The organism is Streptomyces sp. NPDC091649 (genome assembly GCF_044756785.1).
Lineage (GTDB): Bacteria > Actinomycetota > Actinomycetes > Streptomycetales > Streptomycetaceae > Streptomyces.
This window is the reverse complement of the sequence record NZ_JBIVTR010000015.1, coordinates 148,561-170,046: the sequence shown is the minus strand read 5'-3', so window position 1 is coordinate 170,046 and position 21,486 is coordinate 148,561. Positions and strand designations below refer to the sequence as shown.

At 73.7% G+C, this 21,486-nt stretch carries 18 protein-coding genes and 3 pseudogenes; 10 read left to right on the top strand and 11 right to left on the bottom strand.

From position 1 onward, the window contains the following. The first annotated feature begins 95 nt into the window (after positions 1–95). Entirely contained in the window at positions 96–2,981 is a 2,886-nt protein-coding gene (gene gcvP / locus ACIQMU_RS24000) for an aminomethyl-transferring glycine dehydrogenase (protein WP_352242174.1), read from the top strand. Between the two features lie 100 nt (positions 2,982–3,081). Here gcvP and ACIQMU_RS23995 read toward each other — a convergent pair whose 3' ends face one another. Both ACIQMU_RS23995 and ACIQMU_RS23990 read right to left on the bottom strand, forming a co-directional pair. Next, on the bottom strand, positions 3,082–3,288 hold the full coding sequence (locus ACIQMU_RS23995) for a DUF5999 family protein (protein ID WP_352242175.1): 207 nt from the start codon (positions 3,286–3,288) through the stop codon (positions 3,082–3,084). A gap of 321 nt (positions 3,289–3,609) precedes the next feature. Continuing rightward, complete coding sequence (locus tag ACIQMU_RS23990) at positions 3,610–4,194, bottom strand: hypothetical protein (protein ID WP_352242176.1); 585 nt, start codon at positions 4,192–4,194, stop codon at positions 3,610–3,612. A gap of 485 nt (positions 4,195–4,679) precedes the next feature. Between ACIQMU_RS23990 and ACIQMU_RS23985 the strand changes: the two genes are divergently transcribed. Next, the gene (locus ACIQMU_RS23985) at positions 4,680–6,185 is read left to right on the top strand and encodes a glutamate--cysteine ligase (protein WP_402689640.1); all 1,506 of its coding nucleotides are present in this window, start codon (positions 4,680–4,682) and stop codon (positions 6,183–6,185) included. Between the two features lie 423 nt (positions 6,186–6,608). Next, positions 6,609–7,403, top strand: a complete 795-nt coding sequence (locus ACIQMU_RS23980) for a CPBP family intramembrane glutamic endopeptidase (protein ID WP_402689639.1) — start codon at positions 6,609–6,611, stop codon at positions 7,401–7,403. 61 nt (positions 7,404–7,464) lie between these two features. Here ACIQMU_RS23980 and ACIQMU_RS23975 read toward each other — a convergent pair whose 3' ends face one another. The 3 genes and pseudogenes from ACIQMU_RS23975 to ACIQMU_RS23965 form a co-directional block, all read right to left on the bottom strand. Next, positions 7,465–8,286, bottom strand: coding sequence for a PhzF family phenazine biosynthesis protein (locus tag ACIQMU_RS23975; protein WP_352242179.1), 822 nt, complete (start codon positions 8,284–8,286; stop codon positions 7,465–7,467). A gap of 193 nt (positions 8,287–8,479) precedes the next feature. Then, complete coding sequence (locus ACIQMU_RS23970) at positions 8,480–9,751, bottom strand: MFS transporter (RefSeq protein WP_402689647.1); 1,272 nt, start codon at positions 9,749–9,751, stop codon at positions 8,480–8,482. A 475-nt stretch (positions 9,752–10,226) separates the two neighbouring features. Next, positions 10,227–10,307: pseudogene (locus ACIQMU_RS23965) on the bottom strand (RidA family protein); the annotation flags it as partial. On the opposite strand from ACIQMU_RS23965, the pseudogene ACIQMU_RS23960 reads away from it, so the two are divergent. Next, positions 10,302–10,610: pseudogene (locus tag ACIQMU_RS23960) on the top strand (DNA-binding transcriptional regulator); the annotation flags it as partial. The pseudogenes ACIQMU_RS23965 and ACIQMU_RS23960 sit on opposite strands and share 6 nt — an antisense overlap. Before the next feature lie 121 nt (positions 10,611–10,731). Here ACIQMU_RS23960 and ACIQMU_RS23955 read toward each other — a convergent pair. Beyond that, positions 10,732–11,162, bottom strand: a pseudogene (locus tag ACIQMU_RS23955) (SRPBCC family protein). A gap of 79 nt (positions 11,163–11,241) precedes the next feature. Then, entirely contained in the window at positions 11,242–11,436 is a 195-nt protein-coding gene (locus tag ACIQMU_RS23950) for a hypothetical protein (protein WP_352242182.1), read from the bottom strand. Between the two features lie 246 nt (positions 11,437–11,682). Between ACIQMU_RS23950 and ACIQMU_RS23945 the strand changes: the two genes are divergently transcribed. The 3 genes from ACIQMU_RS23945 to ACIQMU_RS23935 all read left to right on the top strand — a co-directional run bounded on the left by ACIQMU_RS23945 (position 11,683) and on the right by ACIQMU_RS23935 (position 14,580). Continuing rightward, on the top strand, positions 11,683–12,225 hold the full coding sequence (locus ACIQMU_RS23945) for a Clp protease N-terminal domain-containing protein (RefSeq protein WP_352242183.1): 543 nt from the start codon (positions 11,683–11,685) through the stop codon (positions 12,223–12,225). Between the two features lie 213 nt (positions 12,226–12,438). Next, a complete protein-coding gene (locus ACIQMU_RS23940) occupies positions 12,439–13,461 on the top strand; it encodes an EamA family transporter (RefSeq protein ID WP_352242184.1) in 1,023 nt (340 codons plus the stop codon). A 159-nt stretch (positions 13,462–13,620) separates the two neighbouring features. Next, positions 13,621–14,580 (top strand): DMT family transporter, encoded by a 960-nt coding sequence (locus ACIQMU_RS23935; protein WP_402689638.1) that lies wholly within the window; start codon positions 13,621–13,623, stop codon positions 14,578–14,580. Between the two features lie 181 nt (positions 14,581–14,761). Here the strand turns inward: ACIQMU_RS23935 and ACIQMU_RS23930 are convergent, their stop codons facing one another. Continuing rightward, positions 14,762–15,457 (bottom strand): pyridoxamine 5'-phosphate oxidase family protein, encoded by a 696-nt coding sequence (locus ACIQMU_RS23930; protein WP_352242186.1) that lies wholly within the window; start codon positions 15,455–15,457, stop codon positions 14,762–14,764. Positions 15,458–15,492: 35 nt separating this feature from the next. On the opposite strand from ACIQMU_RS23930, the gene ACIQMU_RS23925 reads away from it, so the two are divergent. Then, positions 15,493–16,824: an aminotransferase class I/II-fold pyridoxal phosphate-dependent enzyme gene (locus ACIQMU_RS23925; RefSeq protein ID WP_352242187.1), complete on the top strand. Its 1,332-nt coding sequence runs from the start codon at positions 15,493–15,495 to the stop codon at positions 16,822–16,824. On the opposite strand, the gene ACIQMU_RS23920 is transcribed toward ACIQMU_RS23925, so the two are convergent. Beyond that, positions 16,811–17,854: a DMT family transporter gene (locus tag ACIQMU_RS23920; protein WP_402689637.1), complete on the bottom strand. Its 1,044-nt coding sequence runs from the start codon at positions 17,852–17,854 to the stop codon at positions 16,811–16,813. The two genes, ACIQMU_RS23925 and ACIQMU_RS23920, sit on opposite strands and share 14 nt — an antisense overlap. A gap of 74 nt (positions 17,855–17,928) precedes the next feature. Between ACIQMU_RS23920 and ACIQMU_RS23915 the strand changes: the two genes are divergently transcribed. Beyond that, the gene (locus ACIQMU_RS23915; protein WP_352242189.1) at positions 17,929–18,843 is read left to right on the top strand and encodes a LysR family transcriptional regulator; all 915 of its coding nucleotides are present in this window, start codon (positions 17,929–17,931) and stop codon (positions 18,841–18,843) included. A 72-nt stretch (positions 18,844–18,915) separates the two neighbouring features. Here ACIQMU_RS23915 and ACIQMU_RS23910 read toward each other — a convergent pair whose 3' ends face one another. After that, on the bottom strand, positions 18,916–19,386 hold the full coding sequence (locus ACIQMU_RS23910; protein WP_352242190.1) for a pyridoxamine 5'-phosphate oxidase family protein: 471 nt from the start codon (positions 19,384–19,386) through the stop codon (positions 18,916–18,918). A gap of 181 nt (positions 19,387–19,567) precedes the next feature. Here ACIQMU_RS23910 and ACIQMU_RS23905 point away from each other — a divergent pair, with 181 nt between their 5' ends. Further along, the gene (locus ACIQMU_RS23905; RefSeq protein WP_352242318.1) at positions 19,568–20,212 is read left to right on the top strand and encodes an isochorismatase family protein; all 645 of its coding nucleotides are present in this window, start codon (positions 19,568–19,570) and stop codon (positions 20,210–20,212) included. Here ACIQMU_RS23905 and ACIQMU_RS23900 read toward each other — a convergent pair. Next, positions 20,199–20,660 (bottom strand): Rieske (2Fe-2S) protein, encoded by a 462-nt coding sequence (locus tag ACIQMU_RS23900; RefSeq protein ID WP_352242191.1) that lies wholly within the window; start codon positions 20,658–20,660, stop codon positions 20,199–20,201. The genes ACIQMU_RS23905 and ACIQMU_RS23900 overlap by 14 nt on opposite strands. Positions 20,661–21,486 lie beyond the last annotated feature (826 nt).

Sequence of the window (21,486 nt, the reverse complement as noted above, 5' to 3'; positions counted from 1 at the left end):
GAAGCTCTCAGGTTGAGATGACAGAGGGGGAGGCCGTTCGGGCACCCGCGCCGTGGTGCCCCTCGCAGGTCGTGACAGACCAGGAGGCCTCCACCATGACCCCCCGTCGCACTCCGCTCTCCCAGCTGGAGCAGGGAATTCCGTTCGAGCAGCGCCACATAGGGCCGGACGCCGGAGCCCAGGCCAAGATGCTCGCCCAGGTCGGATACGGCTCCCTCGACGAGCTGACCGCCGCCGCGGTGCCCGACGTGATCAAGAGCGCGGAGGCCCTGAACCTTCCCTCGGCGCGCACCGAGGCGGAGGTCCTGGCCGAGCTGCGGTCGCTGTCCGACCGCAACAAGGTGCTGGCCCCGATGATCGGCCTCGGCTACTACGGCACCTTCACGCCGCCCGTCATCCTGCGCAACGTCATGGAGAACCCCGCGTGGTACACGGCCTACACGCCGTACCAGCCGGAGATCTCCCAGGGCCGCCTGGAGGCCCTGCTGAACTTCCAGACGATGGTCGCCGAGCTGACCGGGCTGCCCACCTCCGGCGCCTCCCTGCTCGACGAGGGCACCGCGGCCGCCGAGGCGATGGCCCTCGCCCGGCGTGTCGGCAAGGTCAAGAAGGGCGTCTTCCTGGTCGACGCCGACACCCTGCCGCAGACGGTCGCGGTGATCGAGACCCGCGCCGAGCCCACCGGCGTCGAGGTCGTCGTCGCCGACCTGAGCGACGGCATCCCGGCCGGGATCGCCGAGCGCGGCGTCTTCGGCGTGCTGCTCCAGTACCCGGGCGCCTCCGGAGCCGTGCGCGCCATCGAGCCCGTCATCGAGCAGGCCCACGAACTCGGCGCGATCGTCACTGTCGCCGCCGACCTGCTGGCCCTCACGCTGCTGACCTCGCCCGGCGCGCTCGGCGCCGACATCGCGGTCGGCACCACCCAGCGCTTCGGCGTCCCGATGGGCTTCGGCGGCCCGCACGCCGGCTTCATGGCGGTCCGCGAGAAGTTCGCGCGCAGCCTGCCCGGCCGCCTCGTCGGCGTCTCCGTCGACGCCGACGGCAACAAGGCGTACCGACTGGCCCTCCAGACCCGCGAGCAGCACATCCGCCGGGAGAAGGCCACCAGCAACATCTGCACCGCGCAGGTCCTGCTCGCCGTCATGGCCGGGATGTACGCGGTCTACCACGGCCCCGACGGGCTGCGGACGATCGCCCGGCGTACCCACCGCTTCGCCGCGATCCTGGCCGACGGCCTGCGAAGCGCCGGGGCCGACGTCGTGCACGGCTCGTTCTTCGACACCGTGACCGTCCGGGTGCCCGGCAAGGCCGCGGCCGTCGTCGCGGACGCCCGGGAGCGCGGGGTCAACCTCCGGCTGGTCGACGCGGACCACGTCTCCGCCGCCTGCGACGAGACCACCACCCGTGCGCAGATCTCCGCCGTCTGGGCCGCCTTCGGCGCCGAGGGCGACATCGAGGCGCTGGACGCCGCGGTGGCCGACGCGCTCCCCGAGGGGCTGCTGCGCTCCGACGACATCCTGACCCACCCGGTCTTCCACCAGTACCGCTCCGAGACCGCGATGCTGCGCTACCTGCGCAAGCTCGCCGACCGGGACTACGCGCTGGACCGCGGCATGATCCCGCTCGGCTCCTGCACCATGAAGCTGAACGCGACCGCCGAGATGGAGTCGATCACCTGGCCCGAGTTCGGCGCGCTGCACCCCTTCGCCCCCGCCGAGCAGGCGCAGGGCTTCCTCACCCTCATCCGTGAGCTGGAGGAGCGCCTCGCCGAGGTCACCGGCTACGACGCGGTGTCCATCCAGCCCAACGCCGGCTCCCAGGGTGAGTTCGCGGGTCTGCTGGCCGTCCGCGCGTACCACCGGGCCAACGGCGACGACCAGCGCACCGTCTGCCTCATCCCGTCCTCCGCGCACGGCACCAACGCCGCCAGCGCCGTCATGGCGGGCATGAAGGTCGTCGTGGTGAAGACCGCCGACGACGGCGAGGTCGACATCGCGGACCTGCGCGCCAAGATCGAGCAGCACCGCGACGAGCTGGCCGTGCTGATGATCACCTACCCGTCCACGCACGGGGTGTTCGAGGAGCACGTCGCCGACATCTGCGGCGAGGTGCACGACGCGGGCGGTCAGGTCTACGTGGACGGCGCCAACCTCAACGCGCTGGTCGGGCTCGCCAAGCCGGGCAAGTTCGGCGGCGACGTCTCGCACCTGAACCTGCACAAGACCTTCTGCATCCCGCACGGCGGCGGCGGCCCCGGCGTGGGCCCGGTCGGCGTCCGCGCGCACCTCGCCCCGTACCTCCCCAACCACCCCCTCCAGCCCGCCGCGGGCCCGGAGACCGGCGTGGGCCCGATCTCGGCCGCCCCGTGGGGCTCGGCGGGCATTCTGCCGATCTCGTGGGCGTACGTCCGCCTGATGGGCGGCGAGGGCCTCAAGCGGGCCACGCAGGTCGCGGTGCTGGCCGCGAACTACATCGCCAAGCGCCTGGAGCCGCACTTCCCGATCCTCTACAACGGCCCGGCCGGTCTGGTCGCGCACGAGTGCATCGTGGACCTGCGCCCGATCTCCAAGGCGACCGGCGTCTCCATCGACGACGTGGCCAAGCGCCTGATCGACTACGGCTTCCACTCGCCGACCATGTCGTTCCCGGTGGCCGGCACGCTGATGATCGAGCCGACGGAGAGCGAGGACCTCGCGGAGCTCGACCGGTTCTGCGACACCATGATCGCGATCCGGGCCGAGATCGAGAAGGTCGCCTCGGGGGAGTGGAGCAAGGACGACAGCCCGCTGAGCAACGCCCCGCACACCGCGGCCGCGCTGGGCGGCGACTGGGAGCACGGCTACAGCCGCGAGGAGGCCGTCTTCCCGGCCGGAGTGTCCGCGGCGGACAAGTACTGGCCGCCGGTGCGCCGCATCGACGGGGCGTTCGGTGACCGGAACCTGGTCTGCTCCTGCCCCCCGCTGGACGCGTACGACGAGTGAGGCGTCCTGTTCGGCGGGCGCCGTGAGCGGTGTGCGCCGGACAGATGTCGGGGCCGGTTCGGAGATCTCTCCGGGCCGGCCCCTCTTCGTACGACCGCCCTCAGGCGGCCTTCACCACGCGGCCGGCTGCCGGCGGCCGGTGCGGTGCGATGATCTGCCCGTCCGGCAGCAGCTCGCCGGTGTCCTCGAAGAGCAGGACGCCGTTGCACAGGAGGCTCCACCCCTGTTCGGGGTGGTGGGCCGTCAGGCGGGCGGCCTCCCGGTCGGGTGAATCGGCGGTGGGGCAGGGTGGCTGGTGCTGGCACATGGATGGGTTCTTTCGCTGCGTCGAGTCGAGTGTCCTGCGGCTGGATGAGAGGTTCATGGCCGCCCCCGTATCAGTCGGTCCGGTCCCAGTGTTGCTCTACGGGGCAGATTCCGCAGGTATTTCGCCGCAGCACCCGTACTCCTCCCATGACGCATCACCCGCGCGGACGGTTCACCGCAACTGCACTGTCCCTTTGGGTGGTTCGGGGTGGCCGGATGGGGCTAGTCCGAGTGGGCCGCGCAACGCCCCGCGGCGCCCGCTCCCTGCCCCGGGTGCGCGGGGCGTGGGACGGGCGTCGCCGGCGTCGAGCCGGGGCGGCGGTCACGCCGATCTGAGGAGCGGCCCCGGCGCCACGCGCAGCGAGATGACGGGCAGCAGATCGGCGGCCCGGTGCGGGCGATGGGCGGCGATGCCCGGCGGGGCCGGCGCCAGGGGCACCAGGACGTCCGTCGGCGCGAGCACCCCGCCGGCGGGATCGGCCCCGGTGTCGCCGTGCAGCCAGAGGGTGAGCATGTACAGCTCCGGGATGGACAGCAGCCGTGCCTGGCGGGCGGTGGCCGAGGCGTCGGCCTGTCGGACGGCCAGCTCGGTCGAGGCGAGATAGGGGCCCTCGAAGAAGTGCGAGAACGTCCAGCCGTCGGGGGTGAGCACGGTGTCCGCCGCGGCGACCGCGCGGCCCTCGCTCCGGATCAGGAAGCGCCAGGCCGCGAGGCGCGTCACGGGCGCCGGCCGGGCGGGAGTGATCCGGTCCAGCACATGGACGGGAAGCGGCAGTTCGGGGCTCAGCGGTCCCTGGACGGACCGGAGAGCGGACGTGCGGGCCTCGCGGACGGCGGTGGGAGAACCGAGGGCCGCGAGAACGCTGCGCAGGGCGGGCGCGGGGGCCGGGGGAACATGCAGCGGCATGGTGGGTTGCCTCTCACTTCGGAGACACGGTGGCGCTTGGGCGGGTGCAGACGGCGCTGTCGGCATGCGGGCCGGAGACGGCCGGTGACGGGCGAGTCGTATCGACTTTTCTGCCTCGTTGAGCGGAGTTTATATGACGCGTGTTCACACGGTGTTTCCGCTAGCAGTCGTGGATATGTCGCACAAGGCGTCATCCGGCCTTCGAATCGTGGTATTCCTGGCGATTTGAGTGCCCTGTTGACGGCCTCGACCTGGCACCCTTCCGGCGGAGCGGTCGGCCGAAACTCGTCGGCGTTCCCGTACGCGTGATCAGGCCGAAAACGCGGGAAGACACATGCCCCCGGAATGTGCCTCCGGTCTCCTTCCACCAGACTATCGGGTATCGGAAGCCGATGGGGGCGTTACGGATCACTCCCGCTGGGCATTATCGATCGTGATGCGAGCGGCCTGGGTCGCGGGCCGCCCACTGGAGGAGGGACCCCTCGATGGGGGAGAAGGTCGTGGCGGAAGCCGTTGACCTGTCCGATCGACAGGAGTACCGCGCCAAGCTCAACCAGTGCCTGGAAGGGCTGGGCAGGCTCCTGGCGGAGCGGAGGTTCGACCGCCCGCGGAACCTGATGGGGCTGGAGATAGAGCTGAATCTCGCGGGTTCCGACGGGATGCCCCGGATGATGAATCAGCAAGTGCTCCAGCGCATCGCCAGCCGGGATTTCCAGACCGAACTGGGGATGTTCAACCTGGAAGTGAATATCGTCCCGCACCGCCTCGGCGGCCGGATTTTCGATCAGCTCGCGGAGGAGTTGCGGACCGGCCTCGCCTATGCTCACCGCAAGGCGGGGGAGGTGGACGCGGGGATCGTGATGATCGGAATCCTGCCCACCCTGGGGGAGCACGACGTGGTGTCCGCGAATCTCTCCGACGTCGCCCGCTACACCCTGCTCAACGACCAAATGGCCGCCGCCCGGGGTGAGGATTTCGCCCTGGATATCGAAGGCGTCGAGCGATTGGTCTGCACCTCTCCCTCGATCGCCCCGGAATCGGCCTGCACTTCGGTTCAGTTGCACCTCCAGGTGACGCCGGCCCGGTTCGCCGACGTGTGGAACGCGGCCCAGGCGATCGCCGGCGTCCAGATCGCGCTGGGCGCCAACGCCCCCTTCCTCTTCGGCAAGGAGCTGTGGCGGGAGTCCCGGCCCCCCTTGTTCCAGCAGGCCACCGACGTACGGCCGCCGGAGCTGGCGAACCAGGGCGTGCGCCCCAGGACCTGGTTCGGGGAGCGCTGGATCGGCTCGGCCCACGAGCTCTTCGAGGAGAATCTGCGCTACTTCCCGCCGCTGCTGCCCATCTGCGACGACGAGCACCCCCTGAAGGTGCTGGACGAGGGGGGAGTGCCCGAGCTGGCCGAGCTGGTGCTGCACAACGGCACCGTCTACCGCTGGAACCGCCCCGTGTACGGGATCGCCGACGGCCTTCCCCACCTGCGGGTGGAGAACCGGGTGCTGCCGGCCGGGCCCACGGTCACCGATGTGATCGCCAACGCCGCGTTCTACTACGGGCTCGTGCGGGCCCTCGCCGAGGAACCCCGGCCGGTGTGGAGCAGGCTGCCGTTCGAGGCCGCCGAGGAGAACTTCACCGAGGCGTGCCGCCACGGCATCGACGCCCGGCTGCACTGGCCCCGGCCGGGCCGCTCCGGCCAGCCGGCCAGGATTCCCGCCGTACAGCTGGTGCTGGAGGAGCTGCTGCCGTTGGCCGCCGCGGGCCTGGACGCCTGGCACATCGAGCCGGCCGACCGGGACCGCTATCTCTCAGTGATCGAGGAGCGCTGCAAGCGGCGCGTCAACGGGGCCTCCTGGCAGGTGGCCACGTACCACCGGGCCCTGGACGCCGGACTGGGGCGGGAAGCGGCACTCGCGGCAACGACCCGCCGCTACGCCGAGCTGATGCACGCCGGGGAGCCGGTGCACACCTGGCCGGTGGGCTTCCCGGCCCCCTGAGGGCGCGGCAGCGCCCTACGGCCGTCGCGGCGCCCGTGCCGGGGACGGAGCCCGTGCGGGCCCGGCGGCGCCGTCCCCGCCGTGCCGTCAGCCGCCCTGCGCGCCGGACCGCACGGCGGCGCCGGTGTGGGCGCGGGCGGCCCCGGTCGCGCCCACCGAGCCCCGGCTTCGCGGGGGCGGCGAGGCGCCCCCGGGCCCGTCCCGAGCGCCCCGGAGAACGGCGACCGGCTGCCGTACGGAGCTGCCGCTGAGGCTCGGACGGTCCCTGCCTTCTCGCGCCGCATGGCTGTCGGGCAAGCTATGACGTCCCACGTCGGTGGTCCCGTCGGCCGGTCGCGCATGACTTTCGCACCGGTATCCGAGAATCCGGCGAAGTGGCCGGCGGGATGAGACGCGATCGCGGAACAAGAGGCAGGAGCACAGGTGGAAGCCGGGCGCGTGGCTGATCCTTTTTCCCAGGAGGCCGTGTCACGAAGGACCTTGCGGTCCGAGACGGTGTTGGTCCTGGCGCTTTCCCTGGGCGCCAGCGGAGTGTCCGCCCTCATCAGCTTCGTCGGGTCCCTGACGAAACCGGGAGGGTTGAAGGACCAGGCGGCGACGCTCAACGGCTCGTACGCTCCGGGCCGTCCATGGCTGGACCTGGCATGGCAGATGTTCGGAATCGCGACGGCCCTGGTGCCGGTCGCGCTGGTGGCGCATCTGCTGATCCGGGAGGGGGCGGGCCTGCGGGCCATCGGGTTCGACCGCGCCCGCCCCTGGTTCGATCTCGGCCGCGGAACCCTGGTCGCGGCCGGCATCGGCAGCGCCGGCCTCGCCTTCTACCTGGTGGCCCGAGCCACCGGGTTCAACCTGACCGTCGTTCCCGAGTCCCTGCCCGAGGTGTGGTGGAAGTTCCCCGTACTGATCCTCTCGGCGATCCAGAACTCCGTGGTGGAGGAGGTCATCGTCGTCGGGTACCTGTTGCGCAGACTCGGACAGCTGGGCTGGACGCCGATGGCCGCCCTGGTGGCGAGCTCCGTGCTGCGCGGGTCGTACCACCTGTATCAGGGGATCGGCGGCTTCATCGGCAACGTGGTGATGGGCGTCGTCTTCGTCCTGCTCTACCGGCGCTGGGGCCGGGTGGGTCCGCTGGTCGTCGCACACGCGCTCCTGGACATCGGGGCGTTCGTCGGTTACGCCCTGCTCGCGGGCCGGGTCGACTGGCTGCCGACACCCTGAGCGCGGTGCCGTCGGGGCGGCGAGGGGGTGCGCCGGAGGCCCGGCGCACCCCGACGGGCCGTCAGAGCGTGGTGAGCAGCTCGCCGTCGATCACCGTGACCGCCGTACCGGTCAGCAGGGTGCGCGCGCCGCGCAGAGCGGTGCGGACCAGGCCCGAGCGGGCGGACGCCTGGAGGCCGGTGAGGTCGTCGCGGCCGAGACGGGCCGACCAGAAGGGGGCCAGCGCGGTGTGGGCGCTGCCGGTGACCGGGTCCTCGTCGATGCCGACGCCCGGGAAGAAGCCGCGCGAGACGTAGTCGTAGCCCCGGGCGGGGTCCTCGGCGGCGGCGGTGGCGATGACGCCGCGCCGGGAGTGGGCCACCAGGGCCGCGAAGTCGGGGGTGAGCGCCCGCACGGCCGCCTCGTCGCGGAGTTCGACGAGCAGGTCACCGATGTGCTCGCCGGTGGCGCGCACCGATACGGGGTCCGCGCCGAGAGCGTCGGCGAGGCCCTGCGGCACCGGTTCCTCGGTCAGCGGGGAGGTGGGGAAGTCGAGGGTGAGACTGCCGTCCCGCCCGGCGGTCGCGCTCAGGATCCCGCAGCGTGCGGCGAAGCGCACCGGGCCCGTGGCCAGGCCGGTGGTGTGCAGGACGTGGGCGGCGGCGAGGGTGGCGTGCCCGCACATGTCCACCTCGGTGGCCGGGGTGAACCAGCGCAGGGCCCAGTCGGCCGGGCCGCCCGGCGGGAGCGGGTGGGCGAAGGCCGTCTCGGAGAGGTTGACCTCGGCAGCGATCTCCTGGAGGCGTTCGGCGGCCGGGAACGCGCCGCCCTCCAGCAGGAGCACGCCGGCGGGGTTTCCGGAGAAGGGGCGGTCGGTGAACGCGTCGACGATGCGAATCCTCATGGGGCGACCGTAGAGGGACGGCGGTCAGACGGGCCAAGGCCAATTCCGGGTGTCTGGCCCCTGCCGGGCGTACGCCGCCGGCAAGCGGCACTCCGGTTCACGCCAGGCCCGGTCCCGTAGCCGCGCTGACGTCGGCCGGTCCGTGTCACGTTCACGCGGGCCGTCACTCCCCTCCCCGCACCCCCGGTTCGTGTCATTCCGCGGGCTCCTTGCCCGCCCGCGGGGCCGGAAGCACACGTCCCAGTCGGACGAGCGGGGACGCGGCCATCACGACCGGGGACAGCATCATCCCCGCGGCCGACACCAGGAGACCGCCGCGCAGCCCCCAGTCCTGTGCGAGGAAGCCGCCGAGCAGCGAGCCGAGCGGGGCGCACCCCATGCCGACGAACGTGATCGTCGCGGCCGCCCGGCCCTGCATCCGGTCCGGTGTGACGGCCTGCCGCACCGACATGACCGTGACGTTCACCAGCTGGCTGAAGGCCCCGAACACGAAGTTGACGGCCAGGAGAGCGAGGATCGTCGTGGTCGAGGAGCCGTGCAGCGCCGGCACGCACAGCAGCGCCCCGTTGCCGAGTACCGCTGCGGACACGAGCACCGCGCCGTGACCGAACCGCCCCGGCAGCCGTGCGGCCAGGACCGAGCCCAAGAGCGCGCCCGGCCCGGTCGCCGCGAGGGCGAGGCCGACGGTGACGCCCGCCAGGCCCAAGGCGCGCGGGAGGAAGAGCAGGTAGACGGTCATCGTGGCCGCGAAGGAGAACTGGAAGGCCGCCGAGGCGAGGCACACGGTCCGCAGCCAGGGGTTTCCGGCGACGAAGCGAAGGCCCTCCAGGATTCGGCACCGGACCCCGGGGGCGCGCTCCGGGCGCCCGGGAACCGCCGCCGGGCGCCCGGGCGCGGCTTCAGGTCGGCGGATCCGCCGCAGGGACACGAACGACACCGCGAAGAACAGCGCGCCGGACGCCGCGGCGACCGGCGCCGACAGCAGGGACACCAGCGCACCACCGAGCGCGGGGCCGCCGATCTGCGCCGCGGACCGGCTGCCCTCCAGAGCACTGTTGCCCTCCACGAGCTGATCGCGTCGCACCATCCGTACGAGGGACGCCTGGTACGCCACGTCGAAGAGGACGGACAGCGCTCCGACGGTGAACGCCACCACGAACAGCGCGGGCAGGCCGAGGAGCCCGAGGAGACCGGCGACGGCTGTAGCGCCCAGCGCGACGGCACGGGCGGCGTCGCTGAGCACCATCACGGTGCGGGCCCGCCACCGGTCCACCCACGCACCCGCGAGGAGCGAGAGCAGCAGGATCGGCGCCTGCCCCACGGCGCGGAGGGCCCCCAACCGGCTCGCGTCGGCGTCGAGCGTCAGGACGGCGAGGAGCGGCAGCACGACGAGTGTCGTGTGCTCCCCGAGCTGGGAGGCGGTCTGGCCCACCCAGAGCCCGCGGAAGTCACTGTCCCGCCACAGGCGGGGCGGCACGGACCGAGTGGGCTCCGGACCGCCGCGGAAAGGCGGAGGGGAGGAGGGAGGCGGAGGGGACGGCACAGAAACCTCGGGGTTCGCCGGGAATCGCCGCCCGGCGCGCGCGAGAGCGCGCCCGGGCATCGGGCGGGACAAGGGCTCGCTGTGCCGCGACCTCAGGGGCAGCACGCGATGACGGGCCGGTTTCGGCCTACGACGTCAGCGCGCGCTCGGGCGACCGGGCATGTCTCTCGCTCCTCGTGGGTCCGAATGCTGTCGTCGTGCGCCCGCCGGGGAGTACGGGACGGCTCTGAGCGTTCCCGGGCACGTTAGCGCTCGGCGGGCGAGGGCGAAAGGCGAATACGGGCGGGGCCCGGGCCACCGGCGAGGAACCCGTGGCCCGCAGCGTCGGAGGGCGCCGTCCGCCTGTCCGGCTCGTGTCGACCGGTTCGGCCTACACGACCCGGACGGTGCGCCCGTCTCACGCGACGGCGGTGCCCTCGATCTCGACCAGCCGGCCGGGTACGGCCAGTCGCGTCACCCCGAGCAGGGTGCCGGCCGGCACGGCGGGTTCGCTGCTGCCAGGTTTCCGGACCGAGCTCACCGGGCTGAACCGCGAAGAGGCACTCGCCCTGCCGGCCGCCGGGCCGGGTCGCGGGATCAGGTGTTCGGCCTCGGCTCCGCGCTCGCCTCGGCGATGCGGAAGGTGGTCGACGCCCTGCCGGAAAGCCATCAGGCCACCGCGGGCGACGCGGCCCAGCGGTTCCTCGTCGAGCCGGAGACGGACCTGCTCTCACGCCGCGCGGTCACCGACGAGGTGCCCGGCACGGTCATGATCGAAATCCGCTGCGCCGACGCGTCCGGGGCCTCTCCGGCCGGGGCGGAGGGGGCGCGCGGGGGTGAGTGCCCGTGACCGGCCGTGCCCGCGCGGCCATGGCTCGCGGGACGGAGGCCGCGCGGCCGTGCCCGTACCCGGCGGGCGTGGTTCAGGGTGCTACGAGTCCGCCGAGCTGCGCAACGACTCCTCCAGCGCCGCCGTCGCGGAGTCCTGGAGCTTGCCGCCCATCAGCGAGACCGCCGCACCGGTGAACCGGCCGTCGATGCGCATCGTCGTGGCGTCGCCCTCCGGGGTCAGGGAGTACCGCATGGCCAGACTGCCCCCCATCGGGCCCTTGCCCCGGGTGGCCAGCAGGCGGCCCTCCCGGAGTTCGTCGACCGTCCAGGTGACCTCGGCCGGGAAGCCCATGAGTTTCATGTTCTTCTCGTAGGTGGCCGCCGGCTCCAGTTCGGCCGGCCCGCCCCGGGGGAAGCCGGTGTGGGTGGCGTTCCACTCCCCGTACGACGCGAAGTCGGTCAGGCGGTCCCAGACCTTCTCGGCGGGCGCCTCGATGCGTGCCTCGGCGCTGACTTCGGTCATGCGACCACCCCTGGTTCGTCGGGTTCAGGTGTCGCGGAACGTAGCGCGAGCCGCGTCGACCTTCAATACTGATGACTCGTCAGATTTGTTGGGGCTGCCGGTTCCGCCAGATCACCGCGGCGTCGAAGCGGTCCGAAGCGCGCGGGTGGGGGCCCTCGTCGTGGCAGTGGAAGGCCGTCCAGAACAGATCGGCGGGCAGGGCGTCGTCGGGCGCGTGGACCCGGTAGACGTACTGCAACCCGTCCTGCGCGAGCAGGGCGACCATCCAGAACACCCGTTCCTCCCCTCCCCTTCCCCGTCTGTGCGCTGTGGCGTGAGGGACGTGCGCGTGGGGGCCGACGGTTGCCGCGGGGGCGTGCAAGGCAAGGCGGCGCGCTCCCCGGGGGCGTCAAGATTGTGCCTCTTGGCACGATCTCATCCGCAAGGATGACGGATCGCTCCGCTGTCCCCAACTTCGGTGGGATGTCCCATGGGTCCCTCCGGCGATGCGTTCCGGCCGCCGTCCTGATGGGGTGGAGGTGTGCACAACCGGACGCCGCGCATGCCTGAACGGCCCGCACCGAACCGCGCCGAACTCGATGCCCGCTTCACCGTGGAACTGGCATCGGCGCTGACGGGTGCGCGCAGGCGGGCGCTGCGTGACGGGGACCGGCAGATCGACACCGCCCACCTCCTGCACTCGCTGATCGAGGCGGACCCCGAGGTCCGCGAGGTCTTCCACGGAGGGCCGCGGCCTGCCCGGGTACTGGGCTACCTCGCGCAGCGCAGCATCGGCTACGGGCTCCGCTGGCGGGGTTCCGTCGAGGGCTCCGGCGCGGTCCCGGTGATACGCGCCCCGGCCGACGACGGCTGGTCGCCCTCGGCCCTGGCCGCGTTGGAGGGCGCACGCCACCGCGCGGCCTCGCACGGCGAAGCGCGGGCCGCCGGTCTCGATCTGCTCGCCGCGCTGGCCGCCGATCCCGAGTGCCGTGCGGTGGAGGTGCTCTCCCGCGCGGGCGTGGACGTGCGGTGGCTGGCCGGCCGGGTGGCCGTGCTCACGGCCGACGCGGCACGGCACGCGTGAGCCGCGGCGCTACGGGGACGGCGTGAGGTCTTCCGCCGCGGCATGAGGTCCTGCTCGACGGCGACGGTGTGAGGGCTTCCGTGCCGGCGGCGACGGCCTGTGGCCGTCCCGGGGCGGCGGCGCGCGGGCTCCTTCCTCCGGCACGGCGCGGCGCGGTGTCTCGACAGGTGTCACCGGGGTGACGGTGCTGTCGACTGCTGCCATGATGTGCCGATGCACGCGTCTACGGGGTTTCAGGGCAGAAGCGCCGGGCTGGGGCTCGCCCTGGTCTCGGCCTTCGCGTTCGGCGGTTCGGGAGTGGCGGCCAAGCCGCTGATCGAGGCGGGGCTCGACCCCCTGCACGTGGTGTGGCTGCGCGTCGCGGGCGCCGCCGTCATCATGCTCCCCGTCGCCTGGCGCCACCGGAACCTCGTACGGGAACGCCCCGCGCTGCTCGCCGGGTTCGGCCTGTTCGCGGTGGCCGGGGTCCAGGCTTTCTACTTCGCCTCGATCTCCCGCATCCCGGTCGGCGTGGCGCTCCTGGTGGAATACCTGGCGCCCGCGCTGGTGCTCGGCTGGGTCCGCTTCGTGCAGCGCAGGCCCGTCACCCGGGCCGCCGCGCTCGGCGTGGTGCTGGCGGTCGGCGGCCTCGCGTGCGTCGTCGAGGTCTGGGCCGGGCTGAGCTTCGATCTGATCGGCCTGCTCCTCGCTCTGGGCGCCGCCTGCTGCCAGGTGGGCTACTTCGTCCTCTCCGACCACGGCGGGCAGGACGGCCGGGACGGCGAGGGCGAGCACGCCGAGCCTCCGCACCCCGTCGGCGTCATCGCGTACGGACTGCTCGTCGGCGCGGGCGTCCTCACCGTCGTCGCCCGCCCCTGGGGCATGGACTGGTCGCTCCTCGGCGGCAGCGCGGACATGAACGGCGGCGAGGTCCCCGCCTGGCTGCTGCTCGGCTGGATCGTGCTGCTCGCCACCGTGCTCGCGTACGCCACCGGGGTCGTCTCGGTCCGGCTGCTCTCGCCCCAGGTGGCCGGGGTCGTCGCCTGCCTCGAAGCGGTCATCGCGACCGGGCTGGCCTGGGTGCTCCTCGGCGAGCACCTCTCCGCGCCGCAGCTCATCGGCGGGCTCACCGTTCTGACCGGCGCGTTCATCGCCCAGTCCACCGCGCCGAAGCCTCCGTCGGGTCCCGTCGCCGCCGGCGCCGGGTCGGCGGCGGCCGCCGAGGGCGAGTTGTCCCGGGACCGGGCCCCGCATTAGTGTTCCGGCCATGCATCTGACTGTGCTGCCGCCGCCCGCCGCCTAGCGCGGGCGGCCACTCCTGACGAAGACCGGGCTCGGGCAGTCCCCGAGCGGTTCGTCGCTGCCCGCGTGCGGAGCCGAGCGACCCATCACCCTGTCCTCCTCAGGAGAAGTCACATGTCCCTTCCTGTTGCTTCCGCGCTGCCCGTCGGGCGGAGCATGCTGTATCTCGTCGTCGCCGGAGTCGCCTGGGGCACGGCCGGCGCGGCCGCGTCCCTGATCTTCCGGGTCAGCGATCTCGGCCCCCTCGCCCTGTCCTTCTGGCGCTGCGCGGGCGGCCTCGTCCTGCTCGCCGGTGCGCTCGCGCTGCGCCCCCGCCGCGCGCCCCGGGAGCCCGGGCCCCGGCGTCGACGGCTGCTCCGCGTCCTCGGCACGGGCATCGGTCTCACCGTCTTCCAGAGCGCGTACTTCGCGGCGGTCGAGGTCACCGGCCTCGCCGTCGGCACCGTCGTCACACTCGGCGCCGGGCCCGTCCTGATCGCGGTCGGGGCGCGCCTGCTGCTGGGCGAACGCCTCGGCCGGGGCGGCCTGGCGGCCGTGACCGGCGCGCTGGCCGGGCTCGGCGTGCTGGTCCTGGGCGGCGAGGGCGGCGACGTCGTGCCGGCCGGGGTGCTGCTCGCGCTCCTGTCCGCCGCCGGATACGCGGCGATCACGCTGCTCACCCGGTGGCTCGGGCGGGACGGCGGGGGCGGTGACGCGCTGACGACGAGCGCCTGGGCGTTCGGCATCGGAGCGGTGGGCCTGCTGCCCATGGCCATCGCCGAGGGGCTCGTGCCGCACACGGCCGAGACCGGGCAGGTGCTGTGGCTGCTGGTCTACGTGGCGGCGGTCCCCACGGCGCTCGCCTACGCGTTGTACTTCGCCGGAGCGGCCGCCGTCCGCGCGGCCACCGTCTCCGTGATCATGCTCCTGGAACCGGTGAGCGCGGCCGTCATCGCGGTGACCGTCCTGCGGGAGCGGCTGACGGCGGCCACGGTCCTCGGCACCCTGCTTCTGCTGACAGCCGTGGCGGGACTGGCTCTGGCGGAGGCGCGCGGCGCGGCGGTCGCCCGTCGGAAGGAGGCCGTCGCGGTCTGACGGCTCCGGCCCGGTGGCGGCCGCCCCGGCCGTGGCCGCGGCGGCCACGGCCGGGGCGTGGACGGTGCGACTGCCGGAGCACGGACAGGGGGCCGCCGTCAGAGGCGGACGGGACCACTGCCGGGGCGCGCCGGCGGCCGGAGCACGCCCGGCGGCTGTCAGGGCGCGGTCGCGGTGACCGTCAGAGCGCCGACAGGTAGTCCGGTACGCCGATGGCGGGGTCCAGGTCGTCCGCCGGTACCGGCGCCGCGTATCCCCGGGTGAGCGGCACGATGCCGGTCCAGTGGGGGAGGCCGAGGTCCTCGGGCTCGTCGTTGGGTCCGCCCGTGCGGACCTTCGCGGACACCTCGTTCAGGTCCAGCCGGATCACCGCCGTCGCGGCGAGCTCCTTGGCGTCGGCCGGCCGGGAGTCGCGGGAGCGGCCGGGCACGGCCTGTTCCACGATCGCGTCCAGGGCGAGCCGCCGCTCCTCGGGGTCGGTCACCGACACGGCCGTGCCGTGCACCACCACCGAGCGGTAGTTGATCGAGTGGTGGAAGGCGGACCTGGCCAGCACCAGGGCGTCGACATGGGTGACCGTCAGGCAGACCGGCAGCCCGGGCTCGGCGCTGCGCGCCGACCGCAGCGGGCGCGAACCCGTCGAGCCGTGGACGTACAGCCGCTCCCCGATCCGGCCGAACAGGGTCGGCAGGACGACCGGGGCGCCGTCCCGTACGAAGCCCAGGTGGCAGAGGCAGGTCTCGTCGAGGATCGAGTGGACCAGCTCGCGGTCGTAGGAGGCACGTCCCTTGGCCCGGGAGGGGACCGTACGGTCGGTGGGAAGGTAGGCGGCGGCGACGCCGGAGCCCGTGTCGTCGGGCGATGCGGTGTGCTGCATTGCTTACTCCATTGCACTAGTGCATAATGTTGTTTGTGCTAGGAGAGTATCGGATCAGTGGGCGGCGTGCATCCGAGATCGCCGCCAGTGTGGAGCGCGGGGTCGGTTCCGGAGACCTTCCGCCGGGTCATGTGCTGCCCCCCATGCGGGAGTTGGCGGCGCGTCTGGAGGTCAACCCCAACACCGTGGCGGCCGCTTACCGGACTCTGCGGGAGCGCGGGGTGATCGAGACGGCGGGCCGCCGCGGGAGCCGGGTGCGGTCCGCCCCGGCCAGCACCTCGCGCGGGTCCCTGCGGATCGAGGCGCCCCCCGGTGTCCGGGACCTCGGCAAGGGCAATCCCGACCCGGCGCTGCTGCCCGACCTCGGGCCCGCGCTCGCCGCCGCTGCCGCCGCCGACGCGCGGAGCCGCGGTCTGTACGGGCAGCACGCGGTGGTCGTGGAGTTCGCCGCGTACGCCCGCGCCGCGCTGGACGCCGACGGGGTTCCGGCCGGGCCGGTCGCCGTGACGTCCGGCGCCCTGGACGCGATCGAACGGGTCCTCGCGGCGCACCTGAGGCCCGGCGACGCGGTCGCGGTGGAGGACCCCGGCTGGGGCAGTGTGCTGGACCTCGTGCCGGCGCTCGGGCTGCGTGCCGTGCCGGTCGGCGTGGACGACTTCGGCCCACTGGCCGAGGACGTGGAGCGGGCTCTGCGGGCCGGGGCGCGGGCCCTCGTCGTCACCGACCGGGCGCAGAACCCGACCGGTGCGTCGCTGGACGCACCGCGCGCCCGGGAGCTGCGCGCGGTCCTCGCCCGGTACCCGGACGTGCTGCTGATCGAGGACGACCACGGACACGCCATCGTCGACCTGCCGCTGCACCCGCTGGCCGGGGTGACCGCCCACTGGGCGTTCATCCGCTCGGCGGCCAAGGCGTACGGGCCGGATCTGCGGATCGCCACGCTCACCGGGGACGCCGTCACGGTCGACCGGGTGGCGGGGCGGCAACGGCTGGGGCCGGGCTGGGTCAGCCGGCTGCTCCAGCGCGCCTTGCTCCACCTGTGGACCTCGGGCGCCGTCGACACCGGCACGGTGGCCCGCTCCTACGGTGACCGCCGCGACGCGCTCATCCGCGCCCTCGCGGAGCGCGGAGTGGTGGCCCGCGGTCGCACCGGGATGAACGTGTGGGTGCCCGTGAGCGACGAGACCGGGGCCGTCGCCCGCCTGCTCCACGCGGGCTGGGCGGCGGCTCCGGGCGCCCGCTTCCGGATGGACACACCGCAGGCGGTGCGGCTCACCGTCTCCCCGTTGACCGCGGCGGACGTCGGGCCCCTGGCGGACGCGGTGGCCGCCGCGGCGGGGCCCGCGCGGCCGGTCAGCTACGGGTGAGGCGGGCGGTGTCCGCGTCCGGCGGGGCGGTGGCGAGGGCCGCGGCTGCCGGAACGGCGGCGGCCGGGCGGGGGCGGTGCTGGGTGAGGGCCGCCCCGACGAGGACGATCAGGGCTCCGACCGGGGTGTTCCAGCTCAGCCGTTCACCGAGCAGGGCGACGCCCGCCGCCGTCGCGATCACCGGGATGAAGTACGTGACCATCTGGGCCGCGGTCGGACCGACCTCCTGGACCAGGCCGTACTGGAGCAGCACCGCCAGGCCGGTGCCCAGTGCGCCCAGAGCGAGGACGCAGAGCGTCGGGAGCAGCGGGAAGGCGGTGGGGGTGGAGGTGAACAACGGCGTGACCACCGCCAGTTGAAGCGTACCGAGGAAGAGCTGGCTGCCCGTCAGCGCCAGCGTCGAGGCTCCCGTCCCGGCCAGGGTGCGGCGTACGTAGATCCAGCCGACCGGATAGCAGAACGAGGCGAGCAGGGCCATGCCCGTACCCGGCAGGTCCAGGCCGGAGAAGCCCTGCCAGGCGCCCAGCACGGTGAGAACCCCGAGGAAGCCGACGCCGAGGCCGGCCACCCGGCGGCGGGTCGGGCGGTCCTCCGACAGGGCGACCACCGAGAGCGCCATGCCCCACAGCGGGGAGGTCGCGTTGCAGACGCCGGCCAGCGTCGAGGGGATCGTCAGCTCGGCGTAGGAGAACAGCGAGAACGGCAGCGCGTTGAGGAGGAACGCCGCGACCGTGAGGTGCCCCCAGGTCCGGGTCGAACGCGGCAGCCGTTCCCGGCGCATCGCCATGGCGACGGCCAGCACCGCCGTACCTGCCAGCAGCCGGCCGAAGGTGACCTGGAACGGAGCGAATCCCTCGGTCCCGACCTTGATCAGCAGAAAGCTGAACCCCCAGATGAGCGAGAGTCCCGCGAACCGGAGCCGCCAGTCGAGAGCGGGGCGCCGGGCAGCAGGGAGGGTGGGCGAGGACGGGGCGGGCGGGGGAGGTGCTGATGCCGGGGCCGTGGCCTCCGGCTCGCGGGGAGCGCTCATGAGGTCCACCCTGACGAGGACAACACCGTAGAACAAGCGAATCTTTATGCGGGTAATCGCGTAGCATTGCTTACATGTTGAATCTGGAGCGACTGCGCACGCTGGACGCCCTCGCCCGGCACGGCTCGGTGAGCGGCGCGGCCGACGGGCTGCACGTCACGACGTCGGCGGTCTCGCAGCAGATGGCCAAGCTGGAGCGCGAGGTGGGGCAGCGACTGCTCGCCAGGAACGGCCGCGGCGTCCGTCTCACCGACGCGGGCCGGCTGCTCGCGGACCATGCCGCGCGGATCCTGTCCCAGGTGGAACTCGCCCAGTCCGACATCGAGGCCCAACGGGGCGAGGTCGTCGGCGAGGTGAGGATCTGCGCCTTCCCGACCGCGGCCCGGGGGCTGTTCCCCGCGACGCTCACCTCCCTGCGCGCGGACCACCCCGACCTCACCGTCCGTACCCGGGAGCTGGAACCCGAGCAGGGGCTGCGCGCGGTGCTCCGGGGGGATGTCGACCTGGCCGTCGTGCTGGACTGGAGCAACAAGCGGCTGCCCGTTCCCGGAGGGCTGACCAAGGCCGAACTCCTCGACGACGCCCCCGACATCGCCATGCCGGCCGGACATCCGCTGGCGGACCGCGGCGAGGTGGAGCTGGAGGACTTCGCGGACGACCCGTGGGTGTCCTGGCCCGAGGGGGAATTCTGTTACGAATGGCTGATGTTCACCCTGCGCTCCCGGGGGATCGAGCCGCGCATCGCCCACCTGGCCGGTGAGCACCATACGCAACTCGCCTTGATCGCAGCCGGGTTCGGCGTCTGTGTGGCCCCCCGGCTGGGGCGGGGGCCGGTCCCCGAAGGGGTGCGCCTGGTGCCGGTGCGGCAGACCATGCGGCGGCACGTCCACGCGGTCTGGCGCACGGACGCGGACCGGCGCCCGTCGGTCCGCGCCGCGGTGAAGGCCCTGCGCGCGGCGGGCGCGGGCGTGGCGGCCGGCGGGGCGTGAACCCAGGCGTGGGGCGGCCGGCCCCCGTGTGCGGTGCGGTGGCCGCCGACGGCCCCCGGCCTGGATGCCGGGTCAGGCGGGACCGGCCAGCTTGCGGAAGTCCCAGGAGGTGACCGTCTCCGGGGTGAGCCGCAGCCAGGCGTGCCGTCCGTCGTGGGGCATCTCCGCCATGCCGAAGTACTTCGCGGGGAACAGCCGCTCCGGCTCTTCCGGTTCGGGGCAGGGCCGGCCCGTGCGGGGCGCCTCCCCGACGCGCTCCGCGCGGCCGGTGAGCTCCACGCCCCGCAGCTCCCCGTATCCCTCGCCGTCGTCCCCGACCACGGCGACCCTGGAATCCCCGCGCAGCTGGGACCAGCGCAGGCTGCGGGTGATGGAGTACAGCCAGAGCGAGCCGCCGTCCCAGACGAACCACAGCGCTCCGACGTGCGGAGCCCCGTCGCGGCCGAGCGTCGCCACCCGGCAGGTGCGCTGTTCGCCGAGATAGGCGTCCCGCTCCTCGGGCGTCATCATGATCCGGCGGCCTCGTCGCTGGGTGTCCGTCATGGTGGCCTCCCCTTGCTGCTGACGGTTCGTCAGAACGTATGGCCGCTCTTCCTTCGTGGCGCAATGGCCGCTACCCTCGCGCGCCCGGCCGGTCCGCGGAAGCCCGCCCCCGGGTGGCGGGCACAGGAGAGGGAGGAGCGCCCGTGCCGTCGAGCGCGCGTCACACGAGCGGCTCAGCGAGCTGCTCGACCCCGCCACCACCGTCCTGCTCACCGTCGAGTGCCAGCAGGGCGTCGTGGGGCCGGACAGCGCCCTGCCCGAACTCGCCGAGGTCGCCCACGCGTCGGGCGCACTGGCCAACATCGCCCGGCTCGTCGCCGCCGCCCGGGGGAGCGGCGTGCAGGTGATGCACGCCGTCGCCGAGAGCCGGCCAGACGGGCGCGGCGGCAACCGCAACGCCCGGATCTTCCGCGCCGCCGCCCGGCTGCCCGTCCAACAGCACACGGGCACCACGGCCGTCCGGGTCGCGCCCCCGATCGAGGTGGTCGACGAGGACCTCGTCGTCCGCCGGCTGCACGGCCTCTCGCCCCTGGCCGGAACCGACGTCGGCCCGCTGCTGTGCAACCTCGGCTGCCGCACGCTCGTCGTCACCGGCGTATCGGCCAACGTCGCCGTCCCCAACGCGGTCTTCGACGCGGACAACCTCGGCTACACGGCCGTCGTCCCGTCCGACGCCATCGCGGGGGTCCCCGCCGCGTACACCTCCGCCGTGGTCCGCAACACGCTCGCCCTGGTCGCCACCGTCACCACCACGGACGCCGTCCCCAGAAGCTGGAACGGGCCGCCCGGGCAGGGAGCAGGGCCGGGACCGGCTACGCCAGCCTGATCGAGTCGCCCTCGACGGTGATCTCACGGGCGGGCAGCGGCCGGGTGGCGGGCCCGCCGGTCGGGCGTCCCGTGGCGGCGTCGAAGGTGGAGTTGTGGCAGGGGCATACGATCGCGCCGCCCGAGACGTCGGTGACCGCACAGCCCTGATGCGTGCACGTCGACGAGAACGCCGTGAACTCGCCCGGCCGCGGCTGGGTCACCACGATCTTCCGTGCGGCGAAGACCACCCCGCCGCCCTCCGGGATGTCGGCGGTCGCGGCGATCACCTCACCGCCCTTGCCGCCGTCCCCGCTGCCGGGCTGCTCGACGGCGTCCGAGCCGTCCGGGCCGTCCGGGCCCCCCGATCCGCCGCACGCGGCGAGGGCGGCAGCCGCTCCGGCGGCCCCCGCCGCCGTGAGGGCCGTGCGGCGTGCGAGGTGGCTCCGGCGGTCCTGCGTTGCGCTCATCGCGGCGTTCCCTTCGTCGGTCCCCCGGCACCGGTGACTCCGGTCAGGGGTACGTGCCCCGGCGTCGTGGGGTTCACGCCGGGAGCCGGAGCGCCGCTGGACTTTCGTGGTCGGACGGGGCGGGGGAGGGTGCCGTCCCTGAGGCGGGCGGCGAAGAACCGCCACTCCGTCCGGCCGTGGCCTCCCGCCGTGCACCGGGTGATCGACTCCCAGCGGACCGGCATCGCGCGGCTGCTGGACGGCCACGAGCGCACGGTCGTGTCCGCTCCGTCGCTCCCGGCGGCCCTGGCCTCGGCTCCCACCCGGACGGCCGCACCGGCCGCCCCACCCGGACAGCCGGCCCGGCCGGTCGTCCGGCGGACGCCCTGGCCTCGGCACCCACGCAGACCGCCGCACGGCCCGCTCCTCCCGGACAGTCGGCCGGTCGGAAGGGGCGCCCAGGGTCCTCGCGGCGCTCGCGACGGCGGGAGGGCTCGCCCTGGCCGGTGCCGGCGTCGGCGTGTACGCACTCACGTCCGGGGGCGACGAGACCACCGCTCAACGGGGCGGGGCTTCGCCCGGCGCCGCCGTGGACGCCGGCGGCGCCGACTCCCCGGCCGACGGCCCGGAGACCGGCGGTGGGCCCTCAAAGGGCGCCGCGCCACCACCGGACAAGTACACGAAGGTGCCGCTCTGTTCGGAGGCGGCCGGGAGTCTTCCGCTGCCGGACCGTAACGAGGCGTCGGACCGCCACCAGGAGTCCCGGGACCGGGCGACGAACAGCTGCGCGTGGTAAGGAAGTCACGAAGAGGGCGGCGCCCGCTACCGCGACGAGGCGTCGAACGCC